Origin of the sequence: Mycobacterium sp. 852002-50816_SCH5313054-b, from assembly GCF_001667185.1 — a bacterium.
Lineage (GTDB): Bacteria > Actinomycetota > Actinomycetes > Mycobacteriales > Mycobacteriaceae > Mycobacterium.
In genome coordinates, this window is record NZ_LZIC01000104.1 from 1 (window position 1) to 20,107 (window position 20,107).

Annotated in this window: 14 protein-coding genes and 1 pseudogene; 4 read left to right on the plus strand and 11 right to left on the minus strand. The window is 72.2% G+C overall.

Annotated elements, in window-relative coordinates; genetic code table 11:
• The 3 genes and pseudogenes from A5787_RS27830 to A5787_RS19740 all read left to right on the plus strand — a co-directional run.
• Positions 1–2,863, plus strand: a pseudogene (locus A5787_RS27830) (hypothetical protein); the annotation flags it as partial.
• Positions 2,864–3,202: 339 nt separating this feature from the next.
• Positions 3,203–3,997, plus strand: a complete 795-nt coding sequence (locus A5787_RS19735; RefSeq protein WP_066970037.1) for an alpha/beta hydrolase — start codon at positions 3,203–3,205, stop codon at positions 3,995–3,997.
• Positions 3,998–4,029: 32 nt separating this feature from the next.
• Complete coding sequence (locus tag A5787_RS19740; protein ID WP_156764041.1) at positions 4,030–5,826, plus strand: DEAD/DEAH box helicase; 1,797 nt, start codon at positions 4,030–4,032, stop codon at positions 5,824–5,826.
• On the opposite strand, the gene A5787_RS19745 is transcribed toward A5787_RS19740, so the two are convergent.
• From A5787_RS19745 to A5787_RS19775, 7 genes are all read right to left on the minus strand, one after another.
• A complete protein-coding gene (locus A5787_RS19745) occupies positions 5,823–8,267 on the minus strand; it encodes a [protein-PII] uridylyltransferase (protein WP_082977333.1) in 2,445 nt (814 codons plus the stop codon). The two genes, A5787_RS19740 and A5787_RS19745, sit on opposite strands and share 4 nt — an antisense overlap.
• A gap of 45 nt (positions 8,268–8,312) precedes the next feature.
• The gene (glnB, locus tag A5787_RS19750; RefSeq protein WP_066909426.1) at positions 8,313–8,651 is read right to left on the minus strand and encodes a nitrogen regulatory protein P-II; all 339 of its coding nucleotides are present in this window, start codon (positions 8,649–8,651) and stop codon (positions 8,313–8,315) included.
• Positions 8,648–10,036: an ammonium transporter gene (locus A5787_RS19755; RefSeq protein ID WP_066970138.1), complete on the minus strand. Its 1,389-nt coding sequence runs from the start codon at positions 10,034–10,036 to the stop codon at positions 8,648–8,650. The genes glnB and A5787_RS19755 overlap by 4 nt, the downstream gene beginning before the upstream one ends.
• Before the next feature lie 187 nt (positions 10,037–10,223).
• Positions 10,224–11,522, minus strand: coding sequence for a signal recognition particle-docking protein FtsY (gene ftsY / locus A5787_RS19760; RefSeq protein WP_066970041.1), 1,299 nt, complete (start codon positions 11,520–11,522; stop codon positions 10,224–10,226).
• Positions 11,523–11,696: 174 nt separating this feature from the next.
• The gene (gene smc, locus A5787_RS19765; RefSeq protein WP_066970052.1) at positions 11,697–15,296 is read right to left on the minus strand and encodes a chromosome segregation protein SMC; all 3,600 of its coding nucleotides are present in this window, start codon (positions 15,294–15,296) and stop codon (positions 11,697–11,699) included.
• A gap of 121 nt (positions 15,297–15,417) precedes the next feature.
• The gene (locus A5787_RS19770; RefSeq protein WP_066970054.1) at positions 15,418–15,711 is read right to left on the minus strand and encodes an acylphosphatase; all 294 of its coding nucleotides are present in this window, start codon (positions 15,709–15,711) and stop codon (positions 15,418–15,420) included.
• Positions 15,698–16,111: an OsmC family protein gene (locus A5787_RS19775; protein ID WP_066970056.1), complete on the minus strand. Its 414-nt coding sequence runs from the start codon at positions 16,109–16,111 to the stop codon at positions 15,698–15,700. The genes A5787_RS19770 and A5787_RS19775 overlap by 14 nt, the downstream gene beginning before the upstream one ends.
• Positions 16,112–16,276: 165 nt before the next feature.
• Between A5787_RS19775 and A5787_RS19780 the strand changes: the two genes are divergently transcribed.
• A complete protein-coding gene (locus tag A5787_RS19780; RefSeq protein WP_066970058.1) occupies positions 16,277–17,053 on the plus strand; it encodes a PIG-L deacetylase family protein in 777 nt (258 codons plus the stop codon).
• Position 17,054: 1 nt separating this feature from the next.
• Here the strand turns inward: A5787_RS19780 and mutM are convergent, their stop codons facing one another.
• From mutM to sepIVA, 4 genes are read right to left on the minus strand one after another with little or no spacing between them, the layout of a single operon-like run.
• Positions 17,055–17,915 (minus strand): DNA-formamidopyrimidine glycosylase, encoded by an 861-nt coding sequence (gene mutM, locus A5787_RS19785; protein WP_066970059.1) that lies wholly within the window; start codon positions 17,913–17,915, stop codon positions 17,055–17,057.
• Positions 17,916–17,918: 3 nt separating this feature from the next.
• Positions 17,919–18,632, minus strand: a complete 714-nt coding sequence (gene rnc, locus A5787_RS19790; RefSeq protein ID WP_066970060.1) for a ribonuclease III — start codon at positions 18,630–18,632, stop codon at positions 17,919–17,921.
• Positions 18,629–19,216, minus strand: coding sequence for a DUF177 domain-containing protein (locus A5787_RS19795; RefSeq protein ID WP_156764042.1), 588 nt, complete (start codon positions 19,214–19,216; stop codon positions 18,629–18,631). Before A5787_RS19795 ends, rnc begins: the two co-directional genes overlap by 4 nt.
• Before the next feature lie 60 nt (positions 19,217–19,276).
• Complete coding sequence (sepIVA, locus tag A5787_RS19800; RefSeq protein WP_066970141.1) at positions 19,277–20,014, minus strand: cell division protein SepIVA; 738 nt, start codon at positions 20,012–20,014, stop codon at positions 19,277–19,279.
• Positions 20,015–20,107 lie beyond the last annotated feature (93 nt).

Genomic DNA, 20,107 nt, shown 5'->3' on the forward strand with positions numbered 1-20,107 from the left:
CTGCGGTGCCGCCGACACCGCCGGTTCCGGCCGCACCGGCGGCGCCGCCGGCGCGGCCCACGCCACCGGCGGCGCCGGTGTCGCGGGACCGGCTGGCAGCGCCGGTGGTCAGGGCGGTCAGGGCGGGGCCGGTGCTGTCGGTGGCAATGCCGTCGCCGGCGCCGTCAACGGCGACGGCGGTAGCGGCGGCCAAGGCGGCCAAGGCGGCGGCGGCGGGACCGGTAGCACGGACACCAGCGACGGCGCTACCGGAGGTAATGGTGGCCTCGGTGGCACTGGCGGCGGCGGCGGCACGGGCGGCGCGGTCGGTAGCGGCGGGGCCGGTGGAACCGCGGGTAGCGGCGGTCAAGGCGGCCGAGGTGGCACCGGCGGTAGCGGCGGCGACGGCGGCTTGGACGGCACCGGCGGCAAGGCAGGTAACGGCGGCGACGGCGGGACCGCGGGTGACGGCGGCGCTGCCACCGGGTCCGGCGGCGTTGCCGGCACAGGAGGCCTGGGCGGCGACGGCGGCGTGGGCGGCACCGGCGGCAAGGCAAGTGGAACCGACGGCATGGCCGGCGCGGGCGGCACCGGCGGCCACGCCGGCAATGGCGGTACCGGCGGCGCCGGACCCGCCGGCGGCGTCGCCGGCAAGGGCGGCACGGGCGGCGTCGGCGGCGAAGGCGGCACGGGCGGCGACTCGCCCATCGGCTCGGACGGCTACGCCGGCTACGCGGGCAAGGGCGGCACCGGTGGTGTCGGCGGCACCGGCGGTACCGGCGGGGCCGCAGGCATCGGCGGCACGGGTGGCGCGGGCGGCGACGCGGGCGACGGTGGCGACGGCGGTGCGGCAGGCTCCGCGCCCGGTTCCAGCGCGCCCGGCATTGGCACCATCCCCGGCGGCGCCGGCGGGGCCGGCGGCACTGGGGGCAAGGGCGGTTCCGGAGGCAACGCCGCCGACCCCACCGCGACCAACGGCACCGGCGGTGCCGGCGGTAAAGGTGGCAACGGCGGCACCGGCGGCCTGGGCTCCACGGACACCGTGGACGGCGGCTTCGGTGGCTGGGGTGGTAAGGGCGGCGCCGGCGGAACCGGCGGCGCCGGCGGCGCGGCCGGTACCGGAGGTGTCACGGGTACCGCCGGCAACGGGGGCCAAGGTGGAGACGCCGGTGTTGGCGGGGCCGGCGGCGATGGCAGCTTCGATACCGCCGGCGGTCACGGCGGTAGCGGCGGCACGGGTGGCGCGGGTGGCGCGGGTGGTGCCAACCCCGCGTCCGGCGGCATCGCCGGCGCTGGCGGCAACGCTGGAGCCGGCGGCGCTGGTGGCGCCGGTGGCGCCGCCAGCGGATTCAACGGCATCGGCCTTACCGGCGGCAGCGGCGGCACGGGTGGCGTAGGCGGTGCTGGCGGGGCCGCTACCGGGACCGGCGGGGTGGCCGGCGCCGGCGGCAGCGGCGGCGTGGGCGGTTCGGGTGGCGCCGGCGGCGATTCGCCGATCGGCCCCGACGGCGACAGCGGCACCGGCGGCAACGGCGGTCCCGGAGGTACCGGAGGCGCCGGAGGCGCCGGCGGTGCGGCCGGCACCGCGGGCACCGGCGGCGTGGGCGGCGATGCCGGCGACGGTGGCGCCGGCGGCGCGAGCGGCAAGGCGCCCGGGCCCGGCGGGGTGCCCATCAGCGGCGGAGACGGCGGTAAGGGTGGCATCGGCGGTAAGGGCGGCGCCGCCGGCGCCGGCGGGACCAACGGCAACGGCGGCGCCGGAGGCGACGGCGGCATCGGCGGCCTGGGTCACGATGCCGGGCCTGGCAACAACGACTACGTCGGTGGCGGCGCCAACGGCGGCGGCGGCGGCAACGGAGGCAAAGGCGGGTCGCCCGGCACCGGCGCGGGTGCCGCGGGCATGGGCGGCGACGGTGGCGACGGCGGCGACGGCGGCCAGGCGGGCCAGGGTGCGAACAGCATCGACGGCACCGGCCTCGGCGGAGGCTACGGCGGCGTGGGCGGTGACGGCGGCACCGGGGGCAACGCCGGGAGCGCCTCCGCGACCAACGGCAGCGGCGGTGACGGCGGGCTGGGCGGCACCGGTGGCAGCGGCGGCTCGGGCGCCCCGGACACCGGTGCGGGCGGCGGTGACGGCGGCGCCGGTGGCGTGGGCCTCGACGGCGGCGCCGGCGGTGCGGCCGGAACCGGCGGTGTCGGCGGCACCGCAGGAAACGGCGGCCAGGGAGGTGACGGCGGTACCGGCGGCAACGGCGCCGACGGTGCGGCCGGCAGCGGGGACACTGCCGGCCATGGCGGTAAGGGCGGCGTGGCCGGCGTTGGCGGCAACGCCGGCGACGTCACCGGAACCAACGGCAGCGGCGGGACTGGCGGGAATGGCGGCCAGGGCGGCGTAGGCGGTTCTGGCGTCACGGGCATCAGCAGCGACGGAGGCACCGGCGGCCAGGGTGGTGACGGGGGCGGTGGCGGCACCGGCGGCGCGGCAGGCACCGTGGCCGGTGCCGCCGCGGGTACCGGTGGCTCCGGCGGCCAGGGCGGTCTCGGCGGCGGCGGCGGCACCGGCGGCGACGGCGACCCCGGTGGCGACTTCAACGGCGGCACCGGCGGCCAAGGCGGCCTCGGTGGCAACGGCGGTGGCGGCGGCGTCACCAGCGGTGCGGGCGGCAATGCCGGCGATGGCGGCAGCGGTGGCACCGGTGGCGCGGCCAGCGGCAGTGGTGACGGTGGCAACGGTGGCAATGGTGGTAACGGTGGCGGCGGCGGTGACGGCATCGGCGCGCCAGGCGGCAGCGGCGGCCGCGGCGGCACCGCCGGTGCGGGCGCGGCGCCCGGTGGTCTCAACGGCAGCGATGGCAGTCGCGGCAGCGGCGGCAGCAACACTTAACGGGGGGCCGGACCTGCGGGCCGTGCCGCCACCTTCCACCTCGGGGCAGCGCACCGCGCGTGGTGTCGAGTCGGCCACCGTCGTTGCGCGACTGGGCCTAGTGCAGCGGATCGGGCGTCGTTCGTCGTGGCGGCACCCGAGTTATCGGCGGCGGGTTCGCCTGTGCCACGACCGGCACCGCGGCCGCGGGCCAGGGCACAGGCGGCGCCGCCGGCTTGCCCGGCACGGCGGGAGCCGGCGGCAGCCCCCGCACACCCGGCACACCGTAATCAGTGGGGTAATGAGTGCACTCGGGGCTATCCTCAGGGTCGTCGCAGCCAACCCGAGGGATCAAGGCCCATGCTCGAGGTGATCGACAAGGGCTCGCGCAGCCCAACGCATCCGGTGCCGCTGCTGTTCGTCCATGGCGGTTGGCACGCCGCGTGGTGCTGGGAGAACTTCCTCGACTATTTCGCCGACGCCGGCTATCGCGCCGTCGCCCTGAGCCTGCGCGGCCATGGCACCAGCCCCACGGACGAGCCGTTGCAGAAGGTTTCCCTCGCCGACTACGTCGACGACGTCCGGTCGGTGGCCGACGACCTGGGCGGCTCGCCGGTGCTCATCGGCCACTCCCTGGGCGGCTACACGATCCAGCGCTACCTCGAAGACCGCTCCGCCCCGGCCGCCGTGCTCGTCGGCTCCCTGCCGCCGTCGGGCGTACTCGGGGCGGCGCTGCGGGTGTGGCGGCGCCGCCCGTGGATGACCGTGCATTCGTTCAACGACCCCACCCTGGTCAAGTTCCTCCGGACGTCGGCGCTGGCCCGCGAATACCTCTTCTGCGCCGACACGCCCGAGGACATCGTCCAATCGTGCTGGCACCGCGCCGGGCCCGAGAGCATCCGCGCGGCGATGACCGAACCCATGTTTCGCCGGGTCGACACCGAGCGGGTGACGACGCCGATGCTGGTGCTCGGCGCCGTGCACGACGGCTTCGTCAGCGTCCGCGCGGTGCGCGCCACGGCGCGCGCCTACCGGACCGAGCCGGAGTTCTTCGACATGGGCCACAACATGATGCTCGAACCGGGATGGGCCGACGTCGCCGAACGAATCCACACGTGGCTTCAGTCCCGCGATCTGGCGGGCCACGCCGGCTAGCTCGCGTCGCTGCTGCGCCGAAAAGCGTTGGCATGCTACATTTCACAGCCGCCGCCGAACCGAGCCGGCCGCGCCGACCACGCAACTTTTGGGGGACCTGCTTGCAACCGGTCAGCACGAACGGCAGCGACACCGGCCTGCCGTTGCGCGGCTGGCAGCGCAGGGCGCTGGTCCGCTACCTCGCCGCCCAGCCGCGCGATTTCCTGGCCGTCGCCACCCCCGGCTCCGGCAAGACGACGTTCGCGCTTCGGGTCGCCGCCGAACTGCTCGCCCAGCGCGCCGTCGAGCAGCTCACCGTCGTCGTGCCCACCGAGCACCTCAAGGTCCAGTGGGCGCTGGCCGCGCAGCGGCACGGCCTGGCCCTGGACCCCAAATTCTCCAACACCAACCCCCAGACCTCGCCGGAGTTTCACGGCGTGATGGTGACCTACGCCCAGGTCGCCGCGCACCCGACGCTGCACCGGGTTCGCACCGAGCAGCGCAAGACGCTGGTCATCTTCGACGAGATCCATCACGGCGGTGACGCGAAGACCTGGGGCGAGGCCATCCGCGAGGCGTTCGGCGATGCCACCCGCCGACTCGCCTTGACGGGCACGCCCTTTCGCAGCGACGACAGCCCGATCCCGTTCGTCGATTACACGTCGGGCGCGGACGGGGTGCTGCGGTCGCGGGCCGACCACACCTACGGCTACGCCGAGGCGCTGGCCGACGGGGTGGTCCGGCCGGTGGTGTTCCTCGCCTATTCGGGGGAGGCGCGCTGGCGGGACAGCGCCGGCGAGGAGCACGCCGCCCGACTGGGCGAGCCGTTGACGGCCGAACACACCGCGCGGGCGTGGCGCACCGCGCTCGACCCGGCTGGCGAGTGGATGCCGGCGGTGATCGCGGCCGCCGACGAGCGGCTGCGCCAAAAGCGGGCCCACGTGCCCGACGCGGGCGGCATGATCATCGCCTCCGACCGCACCGCGGCCCGCGCGTACGCCGCGCTGCTGACGAGGCTCACCGGGGAGGTGCCCGCGGTCGTGCTGTCCGACGATCCGGGATCGTCGGCCCGGATCAGCGAATTCGCCGAGAGCACCAGCCGGTGGCTCGTCGCGGTGCGCATGGTCTCCGAGGGCGTCGACGTGCCCCGGCTGTCAGTCGGGATCTATGCCACCAGCGCCTCGACGCCGCTGTTCTTCGCGCAAGCCATCGGCCGGTTCGTGCGCTCCCGGCGGGTGGGCGAAACCGCGAGCATCTTCCTGCCGTCGGTGCCCAACCTGCTGCAGCTCGCCAGCGAGCTGGAGGCCCAGCGCAACCACGTGCTCGGCCAACCGCATCGCGCAGCGACCGATGACGATCCCCTCGACGGCGATCCCGCGACCAGGAAGCGGACCGAAAAGGCCGAAACAGACAACGGTTTCACCTCGCTGGGCGCCGACGCCGAGCTGGATCAGGTCATCTTCGACGGATCCTCCTTCGGCACCGCGGCGCCGGCGGGCAGCGACGAGGAGGCCGACTACCTCGGCATCCCGGGGCTGCTCGACGCCGAGCAGATGCGCGCGCTGCTGCACCAGCGCCAGGACGAGCAACTCAAGAGGCGGGCTGCTTCAGGCGACGAAGCGCCGACGGCGCGGGTCTCCATGCACGGGCAGCTCCGCGACCTGCGCCGCGAGCTCAACACCCTCGTCTCGGCGACCCACCACCGCACCGGCAAACCGCACGGGTGGATTCACAACGAGCTTCGCCGCCGCTGCGGTGGACCCCCGATCGCCGCGGCGACCCGCGAGCAGATCCAGGCCCGCATAGAGGCCCTGCGCCAACTGAACTCCGAGCAGTCCAGGCCGGGTTAGCCGAACGCTATCTCCGCCTGCCCGCCAAACACGTCGAGCAGGTGCTTTTCCACCGCGGCGCGCGCATCCTCGGCGGCCTCCACGCAGAACACGTCGGCCGCCGTCGACCCGAACGTGTTGACCTTCGCCCACCCGATGTCGACCCCGGCGCGCTCGAGCGCGCGGGCCACCAGCGCGAGCAGGCCCGGCCGGTCCGTGGCGCGCACCTCGACGACCAGATGGCCGTCGGCGGCGGGGTCGAGCCACACGATCCGGGGCGGGGCGGTCGAACGCGTCACGGGGACCCCGGCCTGCACCTCCCCCGCCCGCGCGGAACCCGGGGCTGCGGCCTCGCTGTCCCGCTTTTCCAGCGCGGCCATCACGTCGATGTCGCCCGCCAGGGCGCCGACGAACTGCTGGCGCAACAGTTCGGGGGCGGCCGGGGAACCGAAGTGCGGTGACACCACGAACTCGGTGATCGCGACGCCCTCGTCGCTGTTCACCGTCGCCGAGTGGACCCCCAGCGAGTTCAGCGCCAGCACGGCCGCGGCCTTCGACACCAAGCCCCGCTGATCCGGGGCGACCATGACGACGTGATACATGCGCGCGCTGTCGCCCGGCGTGATCTCCACGTGGACCCCGTGGTCGGCGGCCAGCGAAAGATAGTGCGGCGTTGCCGGACCCGCCTGCGGCAGCGGCTCACCGGCCATCACCATGCGGCAGCGGCGCACCAGGTCCTCGATCAGGGACGCTTTCCAGTCGCTCCACACGCCGGGGCCGGTCGCCTTCGAGTCCGCCTCGGTCAGCGCGCGCAGCACCTCGAGCAAGAGCGGGTCCCCGCCCAGGGCCTCCGACACACCCTCGATGGTCTTTTGGTCGTTCAGGTCGCTCCGGGTGGCCACCACCGGCAGCAGCAGGTGGTGGCGGACCAGCTTCGACAGGAACTCGGCGTCCTTGGTCGCAACCCCGAGCCTGGCTCCCATCTCGATGGCCATCTCGGCGCCGAGCACGCTGTGGTCGACTCCCCTGCCCTTGCCGATGTCGTGCAGCAGCGCGCCCAGCGCCAGCAGGTCGGGTCGGGCCACGCGGGTGGCCAGCGGGGCCGCGTTGACGGCGGTCTCGACGACGTGGCGGTCCACCGTCCACTTGTGCGCGACGTCGCGGGGCGGAAGGTCGCGGATCGCGGCCCATTCCGGCAACAACCGCTCCCACAGCCCGGTGTGGTCGAGCGCTTCGACGGTCGCCACCGCATTGGGCCCGGCGGAAAGCACGACCAGCAAGTCGTCCAGTGCCTCGCGCGGCCAGGGGATGGGCATCTCGGGTGCGCCGGCGGCCAGGCGACTCAGCGTGGCGGCGCCGATGGGCACCCCGGTGTCGGCCGAGGCGGCGGCCACCCGCAACACCAGCCCGGCGTCGGTTTCGGGCGAGGCGTCGCGGGCAAGCACGATTTCCCCGGCGTACTCGACCACGCCCTCGTCCAGGGGTCGCCGCCGGGGCCGCCGAACCAGCGCCGACACGCCGCGCCGCGGCAGGGCGTTTTCGGCGGTCCGCAACCCGGTTTCGGCGTGGTAGGCGATGGTGCGGCCGGACCCGGAGAGCTTGCGCGCCAAATCGAATCGGTCACCGATGTGCAAGTGGGCGCTGATCTCGTCGGCGTACTGGGCCAGCAGCTGATCGCGGCCGCGGCCGGACACCCGGTGCAGCTCGGTGCGCACGTCGAGCAGCGTCAGATAGGCATCGTCGAGCGAACCCCCCGGCGTTTCCGGGCGGGCCATGCCGTGGCGGTCGATCAGCTGGGCCACCCCCAGCGCGTTGAGCAGTTGCACGTCGCGAAGGCCGCCGCGACCCGACTTGAGGTCCGGCTCGGCGCGCTGCGCGATCCGGCCGCAGCGCTCCCAGCGGGCCTGCGTGATGTCGATCAGCTCGCCCATTCGAGAACGAATTGCGCTGCGCCACTGCCTTCTTGCGCCGGCGATCAATTCCTCGGACAGCCGCGCGTCGCCGGCGATGTGGCGGGCGTCCAGCATGCCCAGCGCGGCGATCATGTCGGCATTGGCGACGCCGAGCGCGCCGGCGACCGTTCGCACGCTGTGGTCAATCCGAACGTTGGCGTCCCACAACGGATACCACAGCTTGTCGGCGACCCCCTGCAGCACGTCGGCGGGCTTGTCGTCGTGCAGCAACATGAGGTCCAGATCGGAATACGGCAGCAGCTCGTGGCGGCCCAGCCCGCCGATGCCGACGATCGCGAAGCCACTGCCGTCGGTGATCCCGATCTCATCGGCCTTCGCGGTCAGCCACGACTCGTGCAGATCCAGCCACGCGTGCCGCAGCTCGGCCGCGTGCAGCCCGGCGCCCTCCGACAGCAGCTGACGCCGCGCGCCAGCCAAATCGCTTGCCGCGCAGGCGTTTTCTGTTCCCGCTCCAGATGACCCGGACGGGTCGGGTGGGTCCTGTCTCATACCCTCCCGGCCCGTCCGGCCTGGATCAACAATGTACGGCTGGGGTCAGAGGGCATCGGTTCCGCGTTCACCCGTGCGCACCCGCACAATGGTTTCCACGGGGCTCACCCAGACCTTGCCGTCACCGATCTTGCCGGTGCGGGCCGCCCGGACGATGCTGTCCACCACCTTGTCGACGATGGAGTCGTCGACGACGACCTCGATGCGCACCTTCGGCACGAAGTCGACCGAGTACTCGGCACCGCGGTAAACCTCGGTGTGGCCCTTCTGGCGGCCATAGCCCTGGATTTCGCTGACCGTCATCCCCAGGACCCCGGCCTCCTCGAGGCTGGTCTTGACGTCATCGAGGGTGAATGGCTTCACGATCGCCGTGACTAGCTTCATGACTGCTCTGCCTCCACTTTGTCGGCCGTCCGGTCGTCGAGACCGTTACGGTCATCCACGGGAATCCGCGCCGCCGGAAGAACCGACCCCTGCCCGCCGATCACACCAAAATCGTATCCGCTCTCGGCGTGTTCGGACTCATCGATGCCCGAGGATTCGGCCTCGGGGTTCAGGCGCAGCCCGATCGTGTACTTCAGAATCAGGGCCAGGATCAGGGTGACGATGCCGGAGTAGAACAGGACGGAGAACGCACCGACCGCCTGCCGTTCCAGCTGCGCCCAGCCGCCGCCGTAGAACAACCCCTTCGACACCCCGGTCACGCCGTTGATCGCCGTGCTCTCCGGCGCGGCGAGCAGTCCCACGAGCAGGGTGCCCGCCAGGCCGCCGACCAGGTGCACCCCGACCACGTCGAGCGAGTCGTCGAAGCCGAGCTTGAACTTCAGGCCGACCGCCAGCGCGCACACCACGCCGGCCACCGCGCCGACCACGATCGCGCCCAGGATGTTGACCGACGAGCACGACGGCGTGATGGCCACCAGGCCGGCGACGATGCCCGACGCCGCTCCCAGCGTCGTGGGCTTGCCGTCGCGGATGCGCTCGGTCAGTAACCAGGCCAGCATGCCCGTGGCCGTGGCGACCGTGGTGGTCATGAACGTCGACCCCGCCGAGCCGTTGGAGCTCGTCGCCGATCCGGCGTTGAACCCGAACCAGCCGAACCACAGCAGGCCGGCGCCGAGCATCACGAACGGGATGTTGTGCGGGCGGAACAGGGTGGTCGGCCAACCCTTGCGCTTGCCCAGCACGATCGCCAGCATCAGGCCGGCCACACCGGAGTTGATATGGACCGCCGTTCCACCTGCGAAGTCGATCGCGTGCAGCTTGTTGTTGATCCAGCCGCCGTGCTCGGACGCGAACCCGTCGGCCGCGAAGACCCAGTGCGCGACCGGGAAGTAGACCAGCGTGGCCCACAGCCCCGCGAACACCAGCCAGGCGGTGAACTTCAGCCGGTCCGCCACGGCGCCGGAGATCAGGGCGACGGTGATGATCGCGAACATCAGCTGGAAGGCCACGAAGACCGTCGCCGGCATCGTGCCGGCGAGCGGAATATCCACCTGCGCGGTGCCCTTGGACGGATCGGCCTTGACGGCATTCCCGCCGATGAGCTTCGCCAGGCCCCAGTAGTCGGTCGGGTTGCCGACGACGCCACCCTTGCTGTCGCCGAACGACATCGAGTAGCCGTACAGCACCCACAGCACGGTGACAACGCCCATCGCACTGATGCTCATCATGATCATGTTGAGCACGCTTCTGGTCCGGACCATACCGCCGTAGAAGAAGGCAAGGCCCGGCGTCATCAACAGCACGAGCGCGGAACTCGCCAACATCCAGGCGGTATCGCCGGTATCGGGTTGGCCCAATTGCGGGAAACTCACTCGCTTTCACCTCCGGTCGGCATCAGCAGGCTGACAGGCAGCTGCCTGTAGCCTGCGAGAACCATGCGCAATGGTTGTTTCGGCAATGGGGCCGCGATGTTTCGGCGTTATTAACGTCGCGCGCGGCGTGTAAGGGGTTTCAGCCGAGCAGGGCGTCGACGAAAGCGGCGGGTTCGAAGGGCGCGAGATCGTCGGGGCCCTCGCCGAGCCCGACCAGCTTCACCGGCACCCCGAGCTCCTGCTGCACGCGGAAAACGATGCCGCCCTTGGCCGTTCCGTCCAACTTGGTGAGCACCGCGCCGGTGATGTCGACGACGTCGGCGAACACCCGGGCCTGGGCCAGCCCGTTCTGCCCGATGGTGGCGTCGAGCACCAGCAACACCTCGTCGACTTCCGCGCGCCGGGTTATCACGCGCTTAACCTTGTCGAGCTCGTCCATCAGCCCGACTTTGGTGTGCAGGCGCCCCGCGGTGTCGACGACGACGACGTCGGCGCCGGCGGCGATGCCCTTGTCGACGGCGTCGAATGCCACCGACGCCGGGTCGGCGCCCTCCGCGCCGCGCACCACCTCCGCGCCCACCCGTGCGGCCCAGGTCTGCAGCTGATCGGCCGCCGCGGCCCGGAAGGTGTCGGCCGCGCCGAGCACGACGCGCCGCCCGTCGGCCACCAGCACCCGCGCCAGCTTGCCGACGGTGGTGGTTTTCCCGGTGCCGTTCACGCCGACGATCAGCAGCACCGACGGGTGGTCGGCGTGCGGCAGCGCGCGGATCGAGCGGTCCATGTCGGGGTGCAGCTCGTTGATCAGGACGTCGCGCAGCACGGCCTTGGCGTCGGCCTCGGTGCGCACGTTGCCGCTGGCCAGCCGGCTGCGCAGCTGCGAGATCACCGACTCGGTGACCACCGGGCCCAGGTCGGCGACCAGCAGGGTGTCCTCGACGTCCTGCCAGGAGTCCTCGTCGAGGTCGCCGCCGCCGATCAGGCCCAGCACGCTGCGCCCGAGCGCGTTCTGGGACCGGGCGAGCCGGCCGCGCAGCCGTTCCAGCCGGCCCTCGGGCGGCGCGATGGCCTCGATCTCGGCGGTGACGGGGGTCTCGGGCGGGGCCTCCCGGGCCGGCGGGGTAGGCGGGGTCGGCGGCTCGGCCTCGAGCGTCTCGGGTTCCGGCAACTCGACGTCGGAGATCGTGAGCCTGGGGGCGTCGCGGGGAACGGTGGCGTCGTCGCCTACCGCGGGCGGCCCGCCGGTGTCGATCGTCGGTGCGGACTGGCTGAAGGTGATGCCCGACGACGCGGTGTACCCCCCGGAGCGGTCGAGCGCGCCGGGCTCGGGCCGGGCCAGGCTGATCCTTCGGCGGCGGTATCGCACCAGGCCTGCGACCAGCGCGGCGATGACCAGCAGGGCTGCGACGACCGCGACGGCGATCCAAAGACCTTGTGACACGCTGACAATCCTTCCAGCCGCGGGTCACCCGGCGCTCACGGGGCATTGGTGGGTGTCCGGTGCGCCGGGTGTGTCGCCCGGGCGTCGGGTGTGCTTCCTGGGCGGAGAAATCGCCGAAATCCCGCCCTCAGTACACGCCGAAAACCGTCAGTTCACACGCGAGCGGGACCGGCCCTAGGAGGAACTCGAGACCAGCTGCTCCACCTGCTGGCCGCGCATCCGCTGGGAGATCACCGCGGTGATGCCGTCGCCCTGCATGGTCACGCCGTACAGCGCGTCGGCGACCTCCATCGTGGGCTTCTGGTGGGTGATGATGATGATCTGCGACCGGGCCCGCAGCAGTTCGAACAGGCCGATCAGGCGGCGCAGGTTCGTGTCGTCGAGCGCGGCCTCCACCTCGTCCATGATGTAGAAGGGCGACGGGCGGGCGCGGAAGATGGCCACCAGCATCGCCACCGCCGTCAGCGCCTTCTCGCCGCCGGACAGCAAAGACAGCCGGGTGATCTTCTTGCCGGGCGGACGCGCCTCGACCTCGATGCCGGTGGTGAGCATGTCGTTGGGGTCGGTCAGCCGCAGCCGGCCCTCGCCGCCCGGGAACAGCACGGTGAAGACTTCCCGGAATTCGCGCTCGACGTCGGTGAAGGCGTCGTTGAACACCTGCAGGATGCGGGCGTCGACGTCGGCGATGACGTCGAGCAGGTCCTTGCGGGCGGCCCTGACGTCCTCGAGCTGCGTGGACAGGAAGTTGTAGCGCTCCTCGAGCGCGGCAAACTCCTCCAGCGCCAGCGGATTCACCCTGCCCAGCTCGGCCAGCTCGCGCTCGGCCCGCTTGGCCCGACGCTCCTGGGTGGGCCGGTCGTAGGGGATCGGGGCGGGCGCGAACACCTGCTCGCCGCGCTCCCGGGCCTGCTCGAACTCGGCCATCTCGAGCTCGGTCGGGGGCAGGGCGACCTCCGGGCCGTACTCGGCGATCAGGTCGGTCGGGGCCATCCCGAACTGCTCGAGCACCATCTGCTCGAGCTGCTCGATGCGCATCGCCGCCTGGGCGTTGGCCACCTCGTCGCGGTGCAGCGAATCGGTGAGCTGGGCCACCCGCGCGCCCAGCGCGTGCACCTCGTCGCGCACCGCCGCCATAGCCGCAGCACGCTCCTGGCGTTCGGCGACCAGCGCGGCGCGGATCCCCGATGCCGCGGCGACCACCCGCTCCAACCGCGCCGCCAGCAGCCGCCCGGCGTCGGCCACCGCCGCGGCCACGGCGGCCGCGCGCAGCCGCGCCTCGCGCGCCTGCTGGGCCCGCAGCCGCGCCTCCCGCTCGGCGGCGGCCGCCCGGCGCAGCGAATCCGCCCGCCCGCGCACCGCGTTGGCGCGCTCCTCGGCGGTCCGCACCGCCAGCCGGGCCTCCACCTCCACGCCGCGGGCGTGTTCGGCGGCCGCGGCGATCTGGTGCCGGTTGACGGGTTCCGCCGCGTGCACGTCCTGGGTCTCCTGGGCGTTGCGCAGCCGGGTCTCCAGCCCGGTGACCTCGTCGACGGTCTGCGCGCGCCCGGCTTCGAGCTCCGCGCGCTGGCGCAGCAACCCGCTCCACTCCTCCTCGGCGGCGCGTGCCTCCTGCCCGAGGCGGCCCAGCTGCTCGTACATCGCCGAGATCGCGGTGTCGGATTCGTTGAGGGCGGCCAGCGCCTGCTCGGCGGAATCCTGGCGGGCGATCTGTTCGGTCAGCGCGCCGGACAGCGCCGCGGTCAGCTGCGCCACCTGCGCCTCGGCGGCGGCCAGCTCGGCGCCGGCCTTGTCGATTTCCGACGTGAGCTCCAGCGTGGACAGCTTGCGGTCGGAGCCACCGCTCACCCAGCCGGCGCCCACCAGGTCGCCGTCGAGCGTCACGGCGCGCAGCTGCGGGTGGGCCGCCACCAGGTCCAGTGCGTCGCCGAGTGCGTTGACCACCGCGACGCCCGACAACATGGCGGTCATCGCCCCGCGCAGCCGCGCCGGCGCCTCGACCAGGTCGAGCGCCCAGACCGCGCCGTCGGGCAGCGGGGCGGTGTGCCCGGGCGGCTCGGCCGGCCAGTCGCCCAGCACCAGGGCCGCTCGGCCGGCGTCGGCCTGCTTGAGGGCGGCGACCGCCGATCGGGCCGCTCCGAAGCTTTCGGCGGCCAGGGCGTCGGCCGCCGAGCCGAGCACCGCGGCCAGGGCCGCCTCGTAGCCGGACCGGACCCTGACCAGCTTGGCGATCGGCCCGAAAATCCCTGTGCCGGAGAGGTTTTGGGTGAGCCATGCCGCGCCGTCCTTGCGCTCCAGCCCCACCGAGAGCGCGTCGATGCGCGCCCGCAGCGACGCCACCTCCCGTTCGGCGCCGCGCTCGGCGGCCTGCAGTTCGGCGACGCGTTCGTCGGCCAGCCGCAGCGCGGCGACGGTCCGCTCGTGGTGCTCGTCGAGGCCCACCTCGCCCTGGTCGAGTTCGCCGACGCGGGCCTGCACGGTCTCGAATTCGGCCCGGGTCTGCTGGGCGCGGTTGGCGGCCTGTTCGATGCGCTCGGACAGCCGCGCGACGCTGTCGTCGATCGATTCGACGCGCGCCCGCATGGTCTCCACTTGGCCGGCCAGCCGCGCCAGGCCCTCGCGCCGGTCCGCCTCGGCCCGCACCGCCGCCAGGTGGGCCCGGTCGGCCTCGGCGGCCGCGCGCTCGCGCTCGGCCAATTCGGCGCGCGCGGCGTCCAGGCGGGTGCGCGCGCCGGCCAGCTCGGCCAGCAGCCGCTGCTCGGTCACCTCGATCTGCTGGGCCTCGGCGTCCAGCGCGTCCGGGTCGGTGTCGCCCGTCGCCACCGGCTCGACGTCCAGGTGCTGGGCGCGTTCGCTGGCGATGCGCACCGTGGCGCCCACCCGCTCGGCCAGCGCGGACAGCCCGAACCAGGTGTGCTGGACCGATTCGGCCCGCACCGACAGCTCGGCGAGCGCGGTCTCATGCGCCGTGAGCTCCTCGGATGCCAGCGCGAGGCGGGCGGCGGCCTCGTCGTGCTCGCGGCGCATGGTGGCCTCGGCCTCGAAGATCGCGTCGCGCTCCACCTGCCGGCTGACCAGGTCGTCGGCGGCCAGGCGCAACTTCGCGTCGCGCAGGTCGGCCTGGATGGTCTGGGCGCGGCGGGCCACCTCGGCTTGGCGGCCCAGGGGTTTGAGCTGGCGGCGCAGTTCGGTGGTCAGGTCGGACAGCCGGGCCAGGTTCGCCTGCATCGCGTCGAGCTTGCGCAGCGCCTTCTCCTTGCGCTTGCGGTGCTTGAGCACGCCCGCGGCCTCTTCGATGAACGCGCGGCGATCCTCGGGCCGCGACTGCAGGATCTCGTCGAGCTTGCCCTGCCCGACGATGACGTGCATCTCGCGGCCGATCCCGGAGTCGCTCAGCAGCTCCTGGACGTCCATCAAACGGCAACTGCTGCCGTTGATTTCGTATTCGCTCGCACCGTCGCGGAACATCCGCCGCGTGATCGAGACCTCGGAGTACTCGATGGGCAGCGCGTTGTCGGAGTTGTCGATGGTGACCGTGACCTCGGCGCGGCCCAGCGGCGCCCGCGACGAGGTGCCGGCGAAGATGACGTCCTCCATCTTCCCGCCGCGCAGCGTCTTGGCCCCCTGCTCCCCCATCACCCACGCCAGGGCGTCGACGACGTTGGACTTGCCCGAGCCGTTGGGGCCGACGACCGCGGTGATGCCCGGTTCGAAGCGCAGAGTCGTCGGCGAAGCGAAGGACTTGAAGCCCTTCAGCGTCAGACTCTTGAGGTACACGGCGAGCCAGACTACCGCTCAAATTGGCGGCGTCGGCCCTCCCCGAGGGGTGTCGGGGCGCCTCAAATTTGCCTGGCGTTCACACTCTGACGCACTGGCCTCAGTGGCCACATCCGTCACGTCAGCGCTCGACGAAGCCTTCGAACCGCTCTTGCGGTTCCGACCAGTCGGCGAGCACCTTGTCGACGCGACCCGGCCTGGCAGGCCTCGCGGCGCCGCCCTGCAGCAGCTGCAGCAATTTCTCGCCGGCCGCGCGTGGACCCTGGGCCACCACCAGCACCCGGCCGTCGGCCTGGTTGGCCGCGTAGCCGGTCAGCCCCAGCTCGAGCGCGCGGCACCGCGTCCACCAGCGGAAGCCGACCCCCTGGACGCTGCCGTGCACCCAGGCGGTGAGGCGGACGTCAGGATCCGACATCGGCGATCTCGAAGTTCACGGTCGTGCCGGACTTGAGCGTGCGCCCGACGGTGCAGACCAGGTCGACCGCCCGGTTGGCGACGACGAGCACGCGCTGCCTCTCGTCGTCGGAGAGGCCGGACAGGTCAAGTTCGAGCGTCTCCTCGAGCAGCGGATAGCGTTCCTGGTCGCGGTCGGCCGGCCCGGAAACCCTGATCACCGCCTTGTAGTCGTCGCCCAGGCGGCGGGCCAGCGGCTCGTCGGCGGACATGCCGCTGCACGCGGCCAGCGCGATCTTGAGCAGCTCGCCCGGGGTGAACACGCCCTCGACGCCCTCGGAGCCCACGAGCACCTGGGCGCCGCGCGAGCTGTACCCGGTGTAGCGGCGCGATCCGGTGCGTTCGACCCACAGTTCCGTCATGGCTTCTTTTCTACCGGGCGCCCCTTGCGGCTACCGACTCGCCGTTGAGTGTGTTCCCAGGGCGACGCCGCTCGGCGTGTCGCCGCCCTGGGCTCACACTCGAAAGCCCACGCGCACACTCACCGCCGGGGCCGCGCGGCTGGCCCAGCGGGCATACTGCGTTCCATGGCGACCGTCGTCGCATTCCACGCCCATCCGGACGACGAGGTGATCCTCACCGGCGGCACGCTCGCGCGGGCGGTGGCGGCCGGGCATCGCGTTGTCCTCGTCACCGCGACCGACGGGCGCGTACACAATGACGACGGTGATCTCCGGTTGGACGAATTGCGGGCGAGCGCAAGCATTCTCGGTGTACATCGGGTCGAATGCCTCGGCTATGCCGACAGCGGCTACGGCCCCGTTTTCTACCCCGACCCACCCGGACGCGTCAGATTCGGGCGGGCCGACGTCGACGAGGCGGCGGGCCGGCTCGCGGAGATACTGCGCGATGAAGGCGCGGACGTGCTGCTCAGCTATGAGCGCAACGGCGGCTACGGCCACCGCGATCACGTCCAGGTGCACCACGTCGGCGAGCGGGCCGCCGAACTCGCGGCGACGCCGCGAGTGCTCGAGGCGACGATGCCGCGCGAATTGCTGGTGCGCATCGGCAATCTCGCCCGTCGGTTGCGACTACCGGCGCCCTATGAACCGGAAGTGGCCCGCACGGCCTACGCGCCGACGGCGACCATCACCCACCGGATCAACGTTTTCGGCTTCGCGCGGCACAAGCGCGACGCGTTTGCGGCCCATCGCTCCCAAATCGGCGACACCGGTCTCGGTGCGCGCGCATTCGACGTGCTGCTTGCGCTGCCGCCCCAGGTGTTTGGCCTGCTCATGCCGCGCGAATGGTTCGTCGACCCCGCGCTACCCGCAGGATCCATCTGCCGCGACATCTTCGACTGACTCACCGGCGCGGTCGCGGCTGGCATCTCGGGCAGTAGAACGACGAGCGGTTCATGAACTTCTCCCGGCGCATCACCGCGCCGCAGCGCCGGCAGGGTTCGCCTTCCCGGCCATAGGCGTCCAGGGACCGGTCGAAGTATCCCGACTCGCCGTTGACGTTGACGTAGAGCGAGTCGAACGAGGTCCCGCCCTGCGCCAGCGCATCGCGCATCACGGCGGCGGCGGCGTCCAGCACGGCGGCCAGTTGGCGCCGGCTCAACGTGTCGGCGGTCCGCGCGCCGTGCACCTTGGCCCGCCACAGCGCCTCGTCGGCGTAGATATTGCCGATGCCCGACACCACCTGCTGGTCGAGTAGCTGCCGCTTGATCTCGGAATGCTTGCGCCGCAACACCTTTACCACCGCGTCGGCATCGAATTCGGGGTCCAGCGGGTCGCGCGCCAGATGGGCCACCGGCGCCGGCACCACGCTGCCGTCCACGCTCACCAGGTCGGCGAGCATCCAGCCGCCGAAGGTGCGCTGGTCGGCGAAGCTCAGCACGGTCCCGTCGTCGAGCAACGCGGAGATGCGGACGTGGTCGGCGCGCGGCACCTCCCCCAGCAGCATCTGACCGCTCATGCCGAGGTGCACCACGAGCGCCGTGTCCGGGTCAGCCGGACCCTCCAGCAGCAGCCAAAGGTACTTGCCGCGCCGATCGGTTCCGGCGATCCGCGCCTCGAGCAGCCGGGCGGTGAGATCGGCGGGCCCTGCCTCGTGGCGGCGCACGGCGCGCGGATGATGCACCCGGACCGCGCTGATCGTCCTGCCCACCACGCGGGCCTGCAAGCCGCGGCGGACCACCTCGACTTCGGGCAGTTCGGGCATCGGCTACGCGGACGTTTTTCCCGCGGTGTCCAGCGTTTCCAGCACTTTCCAGGTCGCCGCCGCGGCCTTCTGCTCGGCCTCCTTCTTCGAGCGGCCGACCCCGGACCCGTATTCGGTTTCCATCACGACGACGACCGCCGTGAATTCCTTGTCGTGGTCGGGTCCGGTGGAGGTCACCAGGTAGGACGGTGCGCCCATGCCACGCGCCGCGGTCAGCTCCTGCAGGCTGGTCTTCCAGTCCAGCCCGGCCCCCAGCGTGGGCGCGGCGTCCAGCAGCGGGCCGAACAGCCGCAGGATCACCTCACGCGCGGTGTCGATCCCGTGCTGCAGGTAGATGGCGCCCAGCAGCGACTCCATGCCGTCGGCCAGGATGCTCGACTTGTCGGCCCCGCCGGTGTTCGACTCGCCGCGCCCCAGCAGCAGGTGGACACCGAGTCCCTGGTCGGAGAGCTTTCGGGCGACGTCGGCCAGCGCCTGGGTGTTGACCACGCTGGCCCGCAGCTTGGCCAAATCGCCCTCCGACCGGTCGGGATGACGATGGTAGAGCTCGTCGGTGATGGTCAGGCCCAGGACCGCGTCACCGAGAAACTCCAGGCGTTCGTTGGTCGGCAGCCCCCCGTGTTCGTAGGCGTAACTGCGGTGCGTCAACGCGAGCGACAGCAGTTCCTCGGGCAGGTCCACGCCGAGCGCGTCCAGCAGGGCTTGCCGCGACGTCACCGGTCGTCCCGCTTGGTATCCGGCTGGGGCGGCAACTTGTCAGCCAACTTGGCCCAGCGCGGGTCGATGCGGTCGTGGTGATGGCCGGGCTCGGCCGCCAGGGCAACACCGCAGTCGGGGCACAACCCCGGGCAGTCCGGGCTGCACACCGGAGAAAACGGCAGCTCCAGCCCGACGGCGTCGATGATCGGCTGCTCGAGGTCGATGGTGTCGTCGACGATGTGACCGACCTCGTCCGGTTCGGTGGTCGCCTCGGTCGCGCTGTCCGGATACGCGAAAAGTTCGGTCAACCTGACCTCGACGCGCCCGTTGACCGGCGTCAGGCAACGGGCGCATTCGCCGACGGTCGGCGCGGCGACCGTTCCGGTCACCAACACGCCCTCGGACACCGACTGGATTTGCAGGTCCATCTCCAACGGGGCGCCCTCGTCGATCGCGATCATCGGCAGTCCGATGCGCAACGGGCTGGGCACGGTGTTGCGCAGGGTGACCATCGCTCCCGGGCGCCGGCCGAGTCGGATGATGTCCACCCTCATCGGCGAGGTCGAATGGCGCCGCGCCGTGCTGCTGTGCTGCCGCGTCATAGAGGAAATCCTACGGCGCGGCGCGCGTAAGGAAAGGGCGCGGACCCGTTCGCTGTCCCCCTAGCGCGTCGCGTAGTCGTGGGTGCCGGCGGCCGTCCGGAGCTGGTGACGGCCGCGGCCGACGGACCGCAGGGTGCCGTTGAGGAACTCCTCGAACTCGGCCAGCTTGTTGTCGACGTAGATGTCGCACTCGCCGCGCAGCCGGTCGGCCTCGGCGTGCGCCGTGTCGATGAGGCGGGTCGCCTCGGCGTTGGCCGCCTCCACCACGCTGTTCTGCGACACCAGCCGCTGCTGCTCCTTGATGCCCTCTTGCACGGCCTTCTCGTAGGAGATGTTGCCGTTCTCGATCAGCCGGTCCGCTTCGGCCTGGGCCCGGCTGACGCTGGCCTCGTACTCGCGTTTGGCCGCCGTGGCGATGCGGATCGACTCCTCGCGGGCCTCCCCGACCATCCGCTCGCTGTGCTGGCGGGCCTCGCTCACCATCCGATCGGCCTGCGATTTGGCGTCGGACAACAGCCGGTCCGCCTCCGCGCGGGCGTGGTTGAGCATCGATTCGGACTCCGTCGTCGCCGAGGAGACCATCGATTCGGCGTGCGACTTGGCGTCCTGCAGCATCGAATCGCGGGCGTCGAGCACGTCCTGGGCGTCGTCCAGCTCGCCGGGGATCGCGTCCTTGATGTCGTCGATCAGTTCCAGCACGTCACCGCGGGGCACGACACAGCCGGCCGTCATCGGCACACCGCGCGCCTCTTCCACGATGGCGCCCAATTCGTCCAGCGCCTCAAAAACTCGGTACACGGCCATGCCCTCCTGGCGTCGTTGTTGTTACCAGTGTGCCTGCTGTTGCCTCTGTGACAGCGGTGGCGACGCCGGTGTGTCGAAGATTTGCCC

Bases quoted from the DNA above. Each gene is read 5' to 3' on its own strand.
- A5787_RS19735 (WP_066970037.1), top strand. From the start codon at position 3,203: ATGCTCGAGGTGATCGACAAGGGCTCGCGCAGCCCAACGCATCCGGTG.
- A5787_RS19740 (WP_156764041.1), top strand. From the start codon at position 4,030: ATGCTACATTTCACAGCCGCCGCCGAACCGAGCCGGCCGCGCCGACCA.
- A5787_RS19745 (WP_082977333.1), bottom strand. From the start codon at position 8,267: ATGAGACAGGACCCACCCGACCCGTCCGGGTCATCTGGAGCGGGAACA.
- glnB (WP_066909426.1), bottom strand. From the start codon at position 8,651: ATGAAGCTAGTCACGGCGATCGTGAAGCCATTCACCCTCGATGACGTC.
- A5787_RS19755 (WP_066970138.1), bottom strand. From the start codon at position 10,036: ATGTTGGCGAGTTCCGCGCTCGTGCTGTTGATGACGCCGGGCCTTGCC.
- A5787_RS19770 (WP_066970054.1), bottom strand. From the start codon at position 15,711: ATGTCGGATCCTGACGTCCGCCTCACCGCCTGGGTGCACGGCAGCGTC.
- A5787_RS19775 (WP_066970056.1), bottom strand. From the start codon at position 16,111: ATGACGGAACTGTGGGTCGAACGCACCGGATCGCGCCGCTACACCGGG.
- A5787_RS19780 (WP_066970058.1), top strand. From the start codon at position 16,277: ATGGCGACCGTCGTCGCATTCCACGCCCATCCGGACGACGAGGTGATC.
- mutM (WP_066970059.1), bottom strand. From the start codon at position 17,915: ATGCCCGAACTGCCCGAAGTCGAGGTGGTCCGCCGCGGCTTGCAGGCC.
- A5787_RS19795 (WP_156764042.1), bottom strand. From the start codon at position 19,216: ATGACGCGGCAGCACAGCAGCACGGCGCGGCGCCATTCGACCTCGCCG.